The organism is Longimicrobiales bacterium, from assembly GCA_035764935.1.
Classification (GTDB): Bacteria; Gemmatimonadota; Gemmatimonadetes; order Longimicrobiales; family RSA9; genus DASTYK01.
The window spans coordinates 12,164-27,739 of the sequence record DASTYK010000027.1 but is presented as its reverse complement, the minus strand read 5'-3'; the positions used below and the strand labels follow the sequence as shown (position 1 = coordinate 27,739).

Here is a 15,576-nt window from a genome sequence, read left to right as displayed (position 1 = left end):
CGCGCAGGCTGTGCGCAGCACTATATTTCAGGATCTCGCCGAACTTCACCGGATGCCGTCCGCATGCGCCTCGTCCTGCCCGTTCTCGCCCTGGTCGTGCTCCTGGTCGGCGCCTGCGGCGATCCGTCGGGCCCGGGCGCACCACGGTCGATCGTGATCACCGGGGGCGGCGATCAGATCGGCGTTGTCGGCACCGCATTCGGCCAGCCGATCACCGTGACCGCGTTTGACGGCGCGAATCGCCCGGTGCCGGGGGTCCGCGTAACGTGGGGAGTCGAGTCCGGCGGCGGGACGCTCGACCGCAGCGAATCCTCCACGAATCGCGACGGGCAGGCCTCCGTGACGTGGACCGCAGGTCCGATCAGCGGAGCGCAGCGCCTGCATGCGAGCGCCGAAGGCCTTTCGGTCGTGACCATCGAGCTCGAGGTTCAGGCGGGTCCGCCCGTCACGATCTTTCCGCTGACTGCCAACGGGATGGTGGCGGAGCCTGGCGCTGACCTGCCGCAGCCACTTCGCGTCCTGCTGCGCGACGCATACGAGAACCCGGTCGCGAACCGGGCAGTCCGTTTTGCCGCATCCTCGGGCATCCTTTCCGACACGCTGCGGCAAACCGACGCGGCCGGCGTGGCCCGTGCCCGCTGGACTCTCGGCCCTGCCGGTGAGCAGACCGTCCACGCTTCGGTCCCGGAAACCCAGCTGGCACTCACCTTCACGGCGCTCGCGATCGCGCACCAGGACGTTCCCGTGCTCGAGAGCGGCATTCCGGTCACCGGGCTGTCTGCCTCGACCGGGACACCGCATCTCTTCCGGATCCCGGTGCCGCAGGGCGCAACTCGCCTCGTCGTCCGCGCCGAGGGCGGCAATGGCGACGCCGACCTGTACCTGCGGGCCGGCGGCTTCGCATCGACATCACTGCACCACTGTGCCTCCACGACACCGCAGTCGCTCGAGCAGTGCCTGGTCCGCGCACCGGCCGCGGGCGACTGGTTCGTGCTGATCGATGCGTGGTCCGCCTACACGGACCTGACGCTGACGGCCGAGTGGATCATCGGCGGCAGCATGCAGGTCACGGTGACGGGCATTCAGCCCGGACATGCGGACGTTTCCGTGAGCGGGCCCAACGCGTACCACGCGTCCCTCGGTGAAACCACGCTGCTGAGCGGCCTCGACCCCGGCACCTACACGATCACGGCCGACCACGTGCAGCTCGAGGGCTCCGTGTACGTAGCGACGCCCGGACTGCGACAGGTGGAGATCGTGTCTGCCGCGCAGGCGGACGTGGACGTTTCGTATGCCGTGAACAGCGGTGGGCTCAATTTCGACGTCCTGCACGCTCACATCACGCAGTCCGTGCAGCGCCCCGACGGCTCGGTCCCGCTGATCACCGGTCGGGACGCGCTGCTGCGGGTCTTCGCGCGCGCCAACGCGGAAACGAACGAGCGGCCCGAAGTCCGGGCACGCATCTACCATGACGGCGTGCTCGTCGACACGCGCATGGCGGAAGCACCGGGCGGCGGCGCACCGATCGCGCCGGACGAGGAGTCGCTCTCGGGCAGCTGGAACATCCGGCTGCCCGGCGACCTGGTCCGGCCGGGCATGTCGTTCCGGGTCGACGTCGATCCGGACAACGGCATCGCTGAAACGGACGAGAGCGACAACGCCTATCCTGCCGACGGCGACGCGCATGCGCCCGACGTCCGCAGCGCGGCACCGTTCCGCGCCCGGCTCGTGCCCGTGCTGCAGAGTGCGAACGGCCTCACCGGCGACGTCAACACCGGTAATCTGGCGGCGTACGTCGACCGCACCTACTCGGTGTATCCGCTCGCGGACATGGACGTGGACGTCCGCAACGCATACACGTTTACCGGCGCGCTCGCGGCGCAGTACGACAGCACGTGGAACCGGCTGCTGCAGGAGATCCGGCTGCTGAGTGTCGCCGACGGCAGTGAACGCTACTACTACGGCGTCATCAAGCCTTCCTACGATCGTGGCGGGACCGGGTACGGCTACATCGGCCTGCCGGCCGCGGTGGGCGTCGACTGGAGCAACCTGCGCGCCGAGACGCTCGCCCACGAGTGGGGGCACAATTTCGGTCGCAGACACGTCGCGTGCGGCGGACCGGCGAATCCTGACCCGAACTATCCGCACGCCAACGGCGCCATCGCGCATCCGGGATGGGACCTGCGCACCGGGGAGCTGCATGCGTCGTCGCTGCGTTACGACCTGATGAGCTACTGTGACCCGACGTGGTCGAGCGACTACACGTATGAGGCCGTGATGCAGTACCGCGAGGACGAGGCGGCAGTCGCTGCCGCCAGGGAACCGGTGCTCGTCGTGTGGGGACGCATCAGTGAAGATGGTGTCATTCTCGAACCGGCGTTCGAGACGGTCGCGGCTCCGGTGCTGCCGAAAGGGGGCGGCCGCTACACGCTCAGCGTGACGGCCGCGGACGGTGGCACACTCGCGACCCTGCGCTTCGACGGAAACACGGTCGACCACGCACCCGACGCTCGGCACTTCGCGTACGCCGTGCCGCTCCGCATGCTGCGCGGCCGTGCGCCGGCGCAGCTGCACCTGCGCGGTGCGGGCGTCGACGTCGTGCGGCCAGCCGCACCCGCGGGCGGCCCGGCGCCGGATGTGCGCGTCACCCGGATCGACGGGGCGCGCGTGCGTGTGCAGTGGGATGCAGTGCAGAGCCCGCTCGCGGTCGTCCGCGACGCAACGACCGGCGAGATTCTCTCCTTCGCGCGCGGCGGCGCTGCCGTGGTGGAGTCGCGCGATCGCGAGCTGCAGGTCGAACTGTCCAACGGTGTGCGCAGCCACATGCGCAGAAGGGTGACGGTCCAGTGAGAGTGCACCACGTGCTGCATCGTCTGACCGGCTGCATCGTTCTGCTCGCCGCATCATGTGCTCCCGCCCAGAACGGCGGAACGCAGCAGGACACCCGCAGCACGAGCGTGGACGAGGGCGCCCGGGTGGTAATGGAGCGCGGGCCCTGCTTCGGCACCTGCCCCGTGTACGAGGTGAGGATCGACGCCAGCGGTGTCGTGAGCTTCGATGGCCGCCGCTTCACCGATCTCAGCGGCACCGCGACGGCCGGGATTCCGCGCGACTCTGCGGCCGCTCTCATGCGCAGCCTCGAGGCGGACGGCTTCTTCGACCTGGCGCCCCGCTACCTGCACGGTGAAAAGGAGTGCGGCGCGTATCACACGGACGCGCCGCACGTCAGGCTGACGTTGTCGCTCGGCGGACGCACGCACACCGTGCAGCACGATTATGGCTGCACGGGCGCGCCCGAAGTCCTGCGAAGCATGCACGATCGCGTCGATGCGACCGCAGGTGTGGGGCGCTGGATCAGCCGGTAGCGCTCCACATTCAGTCCTGCCGAAGCGCGGCCCCGGACCCGCAGCGTACAGGTGGCCGCTGACCTACTCCGTACGCATCGTTTCCAGCGGCCCGACGCGCATGGAGCGCAGCGCCGGGACCAGGCTGGCACCCCACGCCGTCAGCCCGAGCACGGCCGCTGCCGAGACATACGTCAGCGGATCGGCGGGCTGCACCTCGTACAGCAGGCTCTCCAGCACACGCGTCAGCGCGAGGGCCGCCAGGATGCCGGTGGCAGCGCCGACTGCGGCCGGCACGAGCGTGTCACGCTGTATCGCACTGACCACCGCGCGGCGCGGCGAGCCGAGTGCCAGGCGGATGCCGATCTCGCGACGCCGTCGGGTGACCGCGTACGCGACCACCCCGTAGACGCCGATCGCCGACAGCAGCAGCGCCAGCGCGGAGAAGGCGCCGATCACCATGAGCACGAAACGGCGCTGCACCAGCGTGTCCGCGAGGCGCTGCTCCATGGTGGCAAAACGGACCGGCACATTCGGGTCGATTGACGAGGCCGCTTCGCGCACGGCAGGTATCAGCGCGGCCGCCGTGCCAGCACCCGGCCGGAGCGCCGCGCTCATGCTCCACGTGCGGAACGGCCGCTGCCGGTAGGACAGGTATACGGTCGGTCGCGGGTCGCGCGTCAGCTCGACCTGCCGCACGTCCTCGACCACACCGATCACCGTCGCCCAGCGGATGCTGTCCTCCATGCCGCCACTCGACACCTGGTGTCCGATCGGATCGATGCCCGGCCACGCCTCGTCCGCAAAGGAGCGACTCACCACCACCACCGGCGTGCTGCCCGCGCGGTCCCGTTCGTCGAACGTGCGCCCGCGGACGAGTCCGATGCCGAGCGTGCTGAAGTAGCCGTCGCTCGCGATCTGGTAATTGCCGGTCAGGTCGGTGACAGGGCCGCCGGTCACCTGCAGCAGGCCGTTGGCAATGGACGCCAGCGGCGGCCGGGAAACCAGGCCCACGTCCGCGACGCCTGCGAGCGCCCGCAGCCGGCCGTGCAGCTCCTCGTAATAGCGCAGGCGCTCGTCGGGAGAGGGATAGAGCGATTCGGGCGGATCGACCGTCGCCACCAGCACACCGCTCGTCCGGTAGCCGGGATCGACCTCCAGCACGCGCACAAAGCTGCGCACGAGCAGGCCCGAGGTGACGAGCAGCAGCAATGCGGCCGCGAACTCTGCGCCGATGAGAACGCGCCAGGCGCGCCGCGATTCCCTGCTCGTACCCGTACGGGAGCCGCCGCGCAGTGATCCGGCCATCCTGCGGGTCGCGAGCAGCGCGGGCCACAGTCCGGCCAGGAGCGCCGTGAGCAGGGCGAGCGCGAGGGTGAACAGCCCGACCGTGCCGTCGAGGCTCACGCTGTCGAAGCGCGTGAGACCCGCAGGCGCCGTGGACCGCACGACCTGCACGACGAGCGCGGCGAGCCCGAACGCGAGGAGGGCACCCGTGCCGGCGAGGAGCCCGGTCTCCAGCAGCTGCAGGCGCACCAGCTCGCCCCGGCTCGCACCGAGTGCGTGCCGCAACGCCAGCTCGCGGCCCCGGTCCGTGACGCGAGCGAGCGTCGTGCTCGCCAGGTTGACGCACGCGACGAGCAGCAGGATCAGCGAGGTGCCGAAGAGGATGACGAGCGGACGTCGCATCACGCCGACCATGTCCTCGTGCAGTGTCGCGACGCTCGCCTCGACCGGGAAGTAGTCGCCTACGTCTGTCCCGGCACCGAGCTCGTCGCGGAAGGAGCGCGTGATTGCGTCCAGCTCCGCCTCCGCTGCAGCGACGGGGGCATTGTCGCGCAGCCGTCCGATCACGCTGTAGTTGTGCGCGGTGCGGTTCTGGCTCTGCTCGATGAGCTCTGCGGCGTACCAGACGTCCGTGCCGATCGGGAACTCCAGCCCCGGGGGCAGGACACCGACCACGCGGGCGTCATGCCCATCGACGCTCAGCAGCCGCTCGGTGCTCGAGCCGAGGTGCGTCTGCCAGAAGCGGTGGCTGACCACGACCGCAGGGGCAGCGTTGCTGCGATGATCCTGCGCCTGCAGCGCCCGACCCTGCAGCGGTGCCACGCCCAGCAGCGGAAAGAAATCCTCGGTCACTGCCGCGACCTGCGTGCGCACGGGGCGATCGGGTCCGAGGATCGTCGATTCGAAGTCGCTGTACGCCGCAAGTCCGCTGAAGGCGCGCGAGCGGTCCCGCCAGTCGACGAAGTTCTTCCACGCGACGTCCATCTCGCGCGCCTGCCGGTTCACCTCCCGCACCACGACCAGCTCGTGGCCGTCCGGGTACGGCAGCGGCGCGAGCAGCACGCTCCGCACGAGGCTGAATGCGGCGGTGTTCATGCCCAGCCCCAGCACGAGCGTGAGCAACGCAATGACGGAGTAGGCCGGACTGCGCAGGAGTGCGCGTCCGGCCAGTCGCAGTTGTGACACGGATCCTCCCGGAAAGCGGCTGACGGCTTGGACAGCCCACAACGTCCGGAAGGTTGGCAGAGTTTCAGGGGCTACGGCTCGTGCCGTACGCCCCTCTCCCGATGGATCGCCCGCGGCGGCCCGCCTGCCAGTAGCCGACCATCTTGTAGACCAGCTTTGCGACCAGGAAGTCGGCGGCATGGTAACCGGCGATCGGTGCAAGCTCGACGACGTCCACGCCGTGCACGCGCCGCTCGGCGAACACACGGCGGAGCAGCTTCATTACCGGGTACCACTGCAGGCCGCCCGGCTCCGGCGTGCCGGTAGCCGGCACGAGCGAGGGGTCGAAGCCGTCGACGTCGAACGTGATGTACACGTCGTCGCCGAGCGTCGCGATCACGTCGTCGATCCACCCCGTGCCGTCGTGAATGTCGTCCGCGAAAAAGATGTTGATCGTGTCGCGACTGCGCGCGAACTCGACCTCCTCCCTGGTCAGCGCCCGGATCCCGACGGCGGTGATGTCACACGCCTCCGCCACGCGCGCCATGATCGATGCATGCGACCAGGGCGACCCCTCGTAGTCGGGCCGGAGATCCGTGTGCGCGTCGACCTGCAGCACACTCAGCCGCCGGCCAGCGCGACCGAGCCGCTCCGCATGCGCCAGGATCGGAGCGCTGGAGATGGAGTGCTCACCGCCCAGCGTGATCACGAGCCTGTCGCCCGCGGCGTCGAGCACGGCGTCATACGCCTCGCGCAGCTCCGCGACCGCCTGCTCCGGGCCCGCGCCGGACAGCGCCAGCGCGGGCAGCGTCGCAATGCCGACGTCGCTCGGCAGCGTGTCCAGCTCCTGGTCGTACAGCTCGATGAAGCGGCTCGCCTCGACGATCGCGGCGGGCCCGTTCGCCGTGCCCCCCCCGTAACTGGTGGTGGCCTCGTACGGCACGGGCAGGATCACCACCCCCGCGCGCTCGAAATCGTTCGCTTCCTCTTCCAGCCCCATGAACGTGTGGGGCAGCTCCCACTCCAGCTTCTGCAGTCCCGCAGGTAGACGCATCCCTCTTCTCCAGCATCCTCGTGGCTCGGTCCGTGCCGCACCAGGGCGGACACGGCCGCGGAGGCGGCAAGATACGCGCACAGGCGCGGGCGGCAACGCAGCGACGGGCGAAATCCCGCGTCTCGCACGCCGCCGGGCGGCTCCGGCCACCGGATCGCCGCGCCGCGGGACTTGAGACGGTGGGTCGAATGCGCCAGACTATCGCGCCGCCACGTACTGAGGCGGCCACCTACACCGGAGCAGAGATGGGCTGGACGACCGAGGACTCGCGCGAGCTCTACAACATCGACGGCTGGGGTATCGGCTATTTCGATATCAACGAGCGGGGGCACGTCACGGTGCACCCGACCAAGGACGCGGCACGGGGCCTCGACCTGTTCGAGCTCGCCATGGACCTGCAGGCGCAGGGCGTCGGCCTGCCACTGCTGCTCCGCTTCTCGGACATCCTGCGCACGCGCATCGAGACGCTCTCGGAGAAGTTCAAGCTCGCGATCGACGAGTTCGAATACACAGGGCGCTACACCACGGTCTATCCGATCAAGGTGAACCAGCAGCGCCACGTGCTCGAGGAGATCGTCGCCTTCGGCGAGCGGCACGGTGTCGGCCTCGAGGTCGGCAGCAAGCCGGAGCTTCAGGCGGTGCTCGCCATGTCCGAGCGGACCGACCACCTGATCGTCTGCAACGGATACAAGGACGAGGAGTACCTCCGGCTCGCGCTGATCGGCCAGAAGCTCGGTCACGAGGTGCTGATCGTGATCGAGAAGCCCAGCGAGGTCGACACGCTGCTCAAGATCGCGCAGCGCACCAACGTCAAGCCGACCGCCGGCGTACGCATCAAGCTCTCGGCGACCGGCGCGGGTCGCTGGTCCGAGTCAGCCGGCGAGCGGAGCAAGTTCGGTCTGAACGCGTCGCAGCTCGCGCGCGTGCTCGACCGCCTGGAAGCGGCCGGCCAGCTCGACATCCTCAAGATGGTGCACTTCCATCTCGGCTCGCAGATCCCCGACATCCGCAACATCAAGGCGGCGATGACGGAAGTCGCGCGCTACTACGTCGAGCTGCGCAAGCTGGGCGTCGGCATCGACTACGTCGACGTTGGCGGCGGCCTGGGCGTCGATTACGACGGCTCCCGCTCGACCGGCAGCGCGTCCGTCAACTACTCCATCCAGGAGTACGCAAACGACATCGTCTACGGACTCGCCGAGGCATGCCGCGAGAACGACGTCCCCATGCCGAACATCATCAGCGAGTCCGGCCGCGCACTCACGGCACACCACGCGCTCCTGCTGATCAACGTGATCGATATCGAGACGCAGAAGCACGAGGCCCCCGAGACACCCGACGAAGAGGCTCACTCCCTGCTGCACGAGCTCGCCGCGACCTACAACGAGTTCGACGAGCGCTCCGTGCGCGAGGTCTACCACGACACCTCGTACGCCAAGGAGCAGATGATGCAGCACTTCACCTCCGGCGTCATGACACTCCGCGAGCGCGCCCTCGCCGAGCGCTACCACCTCGCGCTCATGAACCGCGTCGCCGACGTCGTACGGAAGGTTCCCGAGGAGTTCGAGGACATCATCCCCGAGATCGACGCCATGCTCGTCGATCGCTACTTCTGCAACTTCTCGCTCTTCCAGTCGCTGCCGGATTCCTGGGCGATCGATCAGCTCTTCCCCATCATGCCGATCCACCGCCTGGACGAAGAGCCCACCCGCCGCGGAACACTGCAGGACGTGACCTGCGACTCCGACGGCAAGATCGATCACTTCGTCGACTGGAGGAAGCCGAAGCCGTCGCTCGAGCTGCATTCCTTCCAGGGCGACGACGATTACGTGCTCGGCATCTTCCTGACCGGCGCATACCAGGAGATCCTCGGTGACCTGCACAACCTGTTCGGCGACACCAATGCCGTGCACATCCGCCTGACCGACGACGGCTACGAGATCGGCGACCTCGTGCACGGCGACACGATCACGGAAGTGCTCAACTACGTGCAGTTCAATGTGCAGGACCTGGTCACGACCTTCCGCCGCAAGGTCGCGAACTCACGCGACATCACGCGCGAAGAGGCCAACGCGTTCATCGCCGACTACATCAGCGGACTGGACGGGTATACGTACCTGGAGGGGGAGATCGCCTGAACGTTGCATCTGGCTGACTCGGCGCCTCAGGTTCTCTTATCACCGCTGAGAGCGCAGAGAGCGCGGAGTTTTTTCACACGGAGGTCACAGCGGACACGGAGCGTTCGCGGAATGCCTGCAGCTGACTGCGTCGGCTTCCTTTTTTGTTTGCAGTTTGCTGCGCCGCCCCGGAAGCTGATCCGCGTCGTCGCCTCGCGGCGGGGAAACCACTACAGAATGAATGCTTCCCTACGAAAAGGCCTGTGCGATCGCGCAGGCCTTTGTGTTCACTGGGTTGTCTGCGCTATGGAACTCGGCGCCCTCCGCGCCTCGGCGGTGAAAAAAAACCGAGGCAGCACCCGCCGACGCTAGTCCACCAGCACCGGACAGCTCAGCCCCTCCCACTTCAGCTCCACGCCCGACGCCTGGCACGACGCGCACAGCCCGTAGATCTGCAGCCGGTAGCGCGCGGGCTGGAAGCCGCGCCTGCGCGCCTCGGTTTCCTGCAGACGCAGAAGCTCCGCGCTGGCGAACTCCTCCACCTTGCCGCACTCCGTGCAGATCAGGTGCTCCCGCACCGGCTGCTGCCCGAACAGGTGCTCGTAACGCTTGAAGCCCTCGCCGAAATCATGCTCCGCGACCAGGCCGCTCTTCACCAGCATTTCCAGCGTCCTGTAGATCGTCGCCTTGCCGATCCGCTCGCCCTGCTCCCGCAGCCGCGACTCGATGTCCTCAACCGACAGGTGCTCCGCGCTTGCGAAGACGACCTCGGCGATCGACTCGCGCTGCTGCGTCACCGGCAGGCCCTGATCGCGCAGGTATCGACGGAACAGATGCGTGAAGCTCATGGGGCGGCGGACCCGGGATCGAGAATCATTATCAACAATGACTATTGATAGCAGTGCCGGGGCGGCGGCGCAACTGGTACGGCGTGCTCTTGCGCCTCCCGGGCTGACAGGACACGAGCCGGCGTGCGTTTCCGCGCACGCCGGCTCGGTTCGTTTCACCGCGGATGTTCCTCGCCGGTCGCATCCGCCGCCTCGTCCGCGGGTTCCAGGACGTCCCCGTGGGGTGGCGTGGAGGCTCCGTCGTCCTCGGTGAACTGCTGCTGTGCCGGATGCTGCTGCGCTTCGAGCTCCGCCTCCTGCTGCTCGTCGCCCAGTGCATCTTCCGGGACTTCGCCGCCGACCTCGGCGTAGAGCTCCCACCATGCCGGTGCGCTGCCCGTGATCTCGACGCGACGCGGCGCCTCGCGGCCCACCTCGTCGCCGAGTCGGCGCAGTACGCCATCGACGACGCGCTGTGTAGCGCCGATCGGAGCGGTGCCGTGCTCCTGCATCTGCAGTGCGACGCTGGCGCGTCCGCGGCGGTCGCGCGTGACGCGGAAGTGGGCGGTCGCGACGGTGCGTCGGTCCGCGTCGGCGTCGAATCCGGCGATCACGATCACGGTGGACTCGACACCGCCGGCAATGCGGGTCGGAAAGATCCAGAGTACGTCGATCTGTTCGCGCGGGATGTGCTCGACGATGCGGTCGAGCAGCGCGTGCAGCGCACCTTCGTCCGGCCCTGCGTTCACCCACTTCTGCGCCGGCGTGATCGTGGCGGCCGTTCTTTCGCTGTCGTTCACTGCATCCATTCCATTCTGCCTGCTGCTCATGCCCCGACTCTGCCGCGGTCGCTGATCTCGCGTGGCGGTGCGTCAACGGTGGCGGGCGGCGGTCCGGGTGCGGGCTCGCCGCGACCCGGCTGGAGCTGCTCCACGAAGTAGCGCAGCACGTGCAGGAAGTCCTGCGCGTTGGTGATGACGCCGAACGCCTGGTGCGTTCCGCGGTCCTTCAGCTTGCTCACGACGAACTCGGAGGAGTCGACGGCAATCGTCGTGAGCGGCCGCAGCTCGGTTTCGCTTTCCTGCACGTACGCGGGCAGCATGTTTCCGAAGGCGATTGCATGGAGTGCGGTGGCCACCATGATCGCCATGGTTGCCTTCTGTGCATGCTCGCGCATCAGCTCCTGGGCGCGCACCACGTCTGCGACGGTGTCCGGCAGCGGCCCATCGTCGCGGATCGAGCCGGCCAGCACGAACGGGACGTCGTTGCGGACGCAGGCGTGCATGATCCCGTTGTCGAGGAGCCCCTGCTCGACGGCGCCGCGGATCGAGCCGGCCCGTGCGATCTGGTTGATGGCCCGCATGTGGAACGCGTGGCCGCCGGAGACGGGTCGTCCGCTGCGATCCATCCCGAGCGTCGTGCCCATCAGGGCCTGCTCGATGTCGTGCACGGCGACCGCGTTGCCGCCGAGGAACGCGTTGACGTAGCCGTTCTCGATGAACCAGGTGATGACGTCGCGTCCCCGCGCGTGGAGAACGGCGGGTCCGACGACCCACACGACGTGACCGCCGCGCTCGCGCTCCTCGTGCAGCATGCGCGCGAGCTCCGGGTAGTCGACCGGCTTCTCGCGGCTGACAGCGGAACGCATGAAGGCGAACTCGCCCGGCTCGTCGCTTCCCATGAACGCGGACGTGTGCACGAAGATGCCCTCGCTGCCGTCCTCGGCGTAGCCGGTCGCGACGGGCTGGCCGGCGGTCACGTAGCGCGCCTCGACGATACGGACGGAGCCGTCGTCCTCCAGCACGAGAGCGCCGTCCATGCGCGGAAAGCGCGGCAGGCGCCACGTGCCCTTCACGCGCACGTAGGTGGGCAGGTTGGTCGTCGCAAAGAAATCATCGGGCAGCACACCGTCCGCAGGGGCCGGGACGAAGCGGGCGTCCGGTGCATCGCGGAGGGGCGGCTCGTCGAATGCGGGTGGCTGGTAGACGAATGACATGCGGTTTGGCTGCCTTTCATCGGGACGGGTCGGCGCGGAATCTACCGGCCGGCCGCCACCCGGCAAAGCCCGGCCGCGTCACGGACCCCGACGCTCCTCCGGCGGCTCCACGGCCGCGCCACGTTCACCGAGCTCCCGGCGTACGGCTTCGCGCACCGCCTCCAGCACCAGGTGGCGCGCTTCCTGGAGCGGCTTGCCCATGAGGGCACCCGACGCCTTCGCGTGGCCGCCGCCCCCGAAGCGGCGGGCGACGGCGTTCACGTCGACCGCGCCACTCGAGCGCAGCGAGACCTTGGTCGAGCCATCGGCGGTCGCACGGAACAGCAGGGCGACCTCCGTCCCCTCGATCGAGCGCGCGTGCTCGATCACGCCGTCGAGGTCATCGGACGTGCAGCCGAGCGAGTCCATGATACCGGACTCGATGGTGATCCACGTGATCGGCAGCACCGGATCGACGTCCAGCCGCTCGAGCGCGTGCCGCAGCAGGGCGATCCGGCGCAGCGGCACGGTGGCATAGATGCGCCGGTACATCTCCTCGGGATCGACGCCGCGCGCGATGAGGTCGGCGGCGATCGCATGTGCGCGCGGCGTTGCATTGGCAAAGCGGAAGGATCCCGTGTCGGTCAGGATCGCCGCGTAGATGCCGTGCAGCGCCTGGCGGGACCAGTCGGTGCCGGTCGCGGTGAACAGGTCGTAGACCAACTCACCGGTCGCGCACGCGGCCGGATCACGCAGATCGGTCCCATCGATCGGGTCCTCACCGGGCAGGTGATGATCGATCACGAGGATGCGCCGATCCGAGAGTGCGCGTCCGACTCGCCCGATGCGCGACCACTCGCCCGTATCGAGCACGCACAGCGTGTCGCACGTCGCCAGGACGCCCTCCGCACGTGCGTCGCCCAGGTCGACGATCATTTCCTCTTCGTCGAGCAGGTAGCGGAATGCCTCGGGGTACGCGGTCGGGTTCACGATGTGGACGTGTTTCCCGCGCGCCTGGAGCAGTGCGGCAAACGCGGCCTGCGAGCCGGTGCCATCGCCGTCCGCGTTCACGTGCGTGGTGAGCACGATGTCCTGTGCGTCCTCGAGTTCCGCGAGGATGCGGCGGATCGGCTCCTCCCGCCGGGACGGGGTCTCGAGCCACTTCACGATACACCTCCCGGCAGCTTTCTGCGCAGCTTCGCCCACGTGCTCGCGAGATGCACGCGGCGCGGTGATTCGGTGCCGTACACGCGTGCACGGCGCAGCGCCTCGAGGAAGGAGGCGCGCGTGTCGTCGAACGGCGGCAATTCCACGTACCCGCGCCCGACCTCTGCCAGCGTGTGCGCATCCGAGCCGGCGCCAGTGGGCAGTCCTCGCTGCTGCGCCCATTCCGCCGCCTGCTCGTTCAGCGATTGCGTGTGAATACGCGCGTTGAAGGCTTCGACGGCATCCACCAGGTCGTGGATCTCCTCGAGGATGCGGCCACCGCCACCCTTGCCGGACGCGAACGGGTGCGGAACGTAGACGACGCCGCCCTGCGCGCGGATGCGCTCGCACGTCTCGCGCGCAGGCGTTCCCTTCGGGATCTGGTGCTCGATGAGGTAGCCGATCACGTCCACGCCCTCGGCCGTTTTCACCTCTTCGCCCACGACGATGCGGTCAGGATAGCGCTCCTTCAGCATGAGCGCGTTGTACAGCTCGTTGTGGTCCGTGACGCCGATGCGGTCGAGACCGACGGCGAGCGCGTGCTCGACCAGCCGGACGGGGTCCGTCAGGCAGTCGAACGACGCGTTCGTGTGGATGTGCAGGTCTACGCGGATACGCCCGCGCGCCGCTCGATCTCCCGCCATGTCTCGACCGCCCTCTGCTCCAGGTCCGCCAGTGTACCGTCATTCTCGATCACGATCGCTGCGCGCCCGCGCTTGTCCGCCGCGGGCATCTGCGCGGCGATCATGCGCCGGGCTTCGTCCTCATGCAAATTCCGCGTCTCCACGAGCCGTCGCAGCCGCTCCTCCTCCGGCGCATCGACCAGCACGACGATGTCGAAGGCCTGCTCCATGCCGACCTCGAAGAGCAGCGGAATCGCGTGCACCACGATGCGAGCGCCCTGCGCGCGCAGCGCATCCTCGCGGGCGAGGCGGAGCTGCTCGACTTCGGGATGGACGATCGACTCCAGCGTCGTGCGCGCGCCCTCGTCGCGGAACACGATGTCGCGGACCGCGGCGCGATCGAGCGAGCCATCGGGCAGGAGCACCTCCTCCCCGAAGTGAGCGGCGACGCGCTGGAGCCCCTCGCTGCCCGGTGCGACCGCCTCGCGCGCGAGCACATCCGCGTCCACGACGTGCGCGCCCAGCGACGTCCACACGGCCTCGACCGCGCTCTTCCCGCTCGCGATGTTGCCGGTCAGCCCCACGCGGAACAGGCCGTTCGACTCCGCCATCGTGCCGGCCGCGTGCCGGCGGCGCAGGTACACGGCAAGACCGGCGATCGCGACGATAGCGAGGAGCGCGACCGTCGCCGACCCGAGCAGCGTCGCCAGTGCGCGCCAGCTCCGGCCGGCGAGGTACCCGAGCGTGACGTGGCCCACGCCCCAGACGAGGACGCCGAGAACGTCGTAGAGGACGAAGCGGCCGTATGGCATGCGGCTCATGCCCGCGAACCAGGGCATGATGGTGCGCACGAACGCGATGCAGCGTGCCAGGGACACGGCCAGCACGGAGTGGCGGCGGAACAGCGTCACCGCCCTGTGCTCGTAGCCGTGCCAGAGCCGGCCGACCCGGCCGCCGTGCACCACGCCGCGCACGCCGTAGGCGCGACCGAGCCAGTAGCCGAGCTGATCGCCGCTGAAGCCGCCGAGCAGCGTCGCAAGCAGGACGTGCTCGAGCTCGAAGAAGCGGGTCGTCGTGAGAAAGGCCGCGAACAGGATGGTCGGGCCGGACGGGATGAACAGGCCGACGAACGCGGCGGTCTCGAGCATGGTGACCAGGTAGACGACCCAGGGTCCGAGCTCGATGATCCAGCGCTGGATCAGCTCGAGGAGCGAGCCGTCCACTCAGCGGCCGAAGCTGCGGGACGCCTTTACGTCGTCGGCCGTGCCGCGCGTGCGGTCAGGCCCTGCGGACACGACCGTGGCGGTCTGCCGCGACACCTCGAGCGTGTACGGCTGGCCCCATGGATCGAGCCCGTCGTTCAGGGCATCCACGCTGGAGCCGACCCACTCGTGAAAGGTGGCGGGGTTCGGGAAGGGCCGTCCCATCTGCCGCTCGTTCTCGATTGCGCGCAGGATGAAGTCCAGCTCCCGCCGCGCCCCGGCGCGGCGCATGGGATCGAGCGCCCAGTTGAGCACAGGCTCGAGCTGCTCACCCACCGGCTGCAGCACGTCACGGATGCGCTCGCGGCCGGCAGGCACCGACCACGCAAACCCGAGCACGATCAGGATCACCAGCAACCACTTCATCGTCGCATCGACTCCGTCCACTGGAGATAGCGCGCCAGCAGGTCCGGTGGCGTTCGGGTATCCTGCGTACCAAAGGCGGTCTCGTTCCGCCACGCCATGTACGTCTTCGGCGGCACGGGCAGGAACGGCGGACGACGCCACCAGTCGCGCGCACGGAAGCGCCAGCCCGCCCGCAGCAGCGACGGGATCAGCGTCGGTCGGCGCAGTGCCATGGCCGCGTAGCCGAGAATCGGTGATGTCGACACGCTGGAGCTCCCCTGTGAAACGACCGCCCGAATCTACCGGCGCGCGCGCGGGCGTGTAAACGCCGGCACTGGCCGGCCCGCGCATCGGCGGGTATAATAGGCCATT

Annotated in this window: 13 protein-coding genes; 3 read left to right on the top strand and 10 right to left on the bottom strand. The window is 68.7% G+C overall.

Annotation, left to right across the window (positions count from 1 at the left end; all coding sequences use genetic code 11):
- Positions 1–63: 63 nt before the first annotated feature.
- Both VFU06_01915 and VFU06_01910 read left to right on the top strand, forming a co-directional pair.
- Complete coding sequence (locus VFU06_01915) at positions 64–2,850, top strand: Ig-like domain-containing protein (GenBank protein ID HEU5208141.1); 2,787 nt, start codon at positions 64–66, stop codon at positions 2,848–2,850.
- Positions 2,847–3,365 carry a DUF6438 domain-containing protein gene (locus tag VFU06_01910; GenBank protein HEU5208140.1) on the top strand — a complete coding sequence of 173 codons (519 nt, stop codon included), beginning with the start codon at positions 2,847–2,849 and terminating at the stop codon, positions 3,363–3,365. Before VFU06_01915 ends, VFU06_01910 begins: the two co-directional genes overlap by 4 nt.
- Before the next feature lie 63 nt (positions 3,366–3,428).
- Here VFU06_01910 and VFU06_01905 read toward each other — a convergent pair whose 3' ends face one another.
- Both VFU06_01905 and speB read right to left on the bottom strand, forming a co-directional pair.
- A complete protein-coding gene (locus VFU06_01905; protein ID HEU5208139.1) occupies positions 3,429–5,816 on the bottom strand; it encodes an ABC transporter permease in 2,388 nt (795 codons plus the stop codon).
- A 64-nt stretch (positions 5,817–5,880) separates the two neighbouring features.
- Entirely contained in the window at positions 5,881–6,849 is a 969-nt protein-coding gene (speB, locus tag VFU06_01900) for an agmatinase (protein HEU5208138.1), read from the bottom strand.
- Between the two features lie 245 nt (positions 6,850–7,094).
- Here speB and speA point away from each other — a divergent pair, with 245 nt between their 5' ends.
- Complete coding sequence (gene speA / locus VFU06_01895; protein ID HEU5208137.1) at positions 7,095–8,987, top strand: biosynthetic arginine decarboxylase; 1,893 nt, start codon at positions 7,095–7,097, stop codon at positions 8,985–8,987.
- Between the two features lie 347 nt (positions 8,988–9,334).
- Here speA and VFU06_01890 read toward each other — a convergent pair whose 3' ends face one another.
- From VFU06_01890 to VFU06_01855, 8 genes are all read right to left on the bottom strand, one after another.
- A complete protein-coding gene (locus VFU06_01890) occupies positions 9,335–9,814 on the bottom strand; it encodes a Fur family transcriptional regulator (protein HEU5208136.1) in 480 nt (159 codons plus the stop codon).
- A 155-nt stretch (positions 9,815–9,969) separates the two neighbouring features.
- A complete protein-coding gene (locus tag VFU06_01885; GenBank protein HEU5208135.1) occupies positions 9,970–10,623 on the bottom strand; it encodes a hypothetical protein in 654 nt (217 codons plus the stop codon).
- Positions 10,620–11,789 (bottom strand): hypothetical protein, encoded by a 1,170-nt coding sequence (locus VFU06_01880; GenBank protein HEU5208134.1) that lies wholly within the window; start codon positions 11,787–11,789, stop codon positions 10,620–10,622. The genes VFU06_01885 and VFU06_01880 overlap by 4 nt, the downstream gene beginning before the upstream one ends.
- A 78-nt stretch (positions 11,790–11,867) precedes the next feature.
- Complete coding sequence (locus VFU06_01875) at positions 11,868–12,935, bottom strand: bifunctional oligoribonuclease/PAP phosphatase NrnA (GenBank protein HEU5208133.1); 1,068 nt, start codon at positions 12,933–12,935, stop codon at positions 11,868–11,870.
- Entirely contained in the window at positions 12,932–13,618 is a 687-nt protein-coding gene (locus VFU06_01870) for a PHP domain-containing protein (protein HEU5208132.1), read from the bottom strand. Before VFU06_01870 ends, VFU06_01875 begins: the two co-directional genes overlap by 4 nt.
- Entirely contained in the window at positions 13,579–14,820 is a 1,242-nt protein-coding gene (gene coaE / locus VFU06_01865) for a dephospho-CoA kinase (GenBank protein HEU5208131.1), read from the bottom strand. The genes VFU06_01870 and coaE overlap by 40 nt, the downstream gene beginning before the upstream one ends.
- Positions 14,821–15,225, bottom strand: a complete 405-nt coding sequence (locus tag VFU06_01860) for a hypothetical protein (protein HEU5208130.1) — start codon at positions 15,223–15,225, stop codon at positions 14,821–14,823.
- Positions 15,222–15,470 carry a hypothetical protein gene (locus VFU06_01855; protein HEU5208129.1) on the bottom strand — a complete coding sequence of 83 codons (249 nt, stop codon included), beginning with the start codon at positions 15,468–15,470 and terminating at the stop codon, positions 15,222–15,224. Before VFU06_01855 ends, VFU06_01860 begins: the two co-directional genes overlap by 4 nt.
- Positions 15,471–15,576 lie beyond the last annotated feature (106 nt).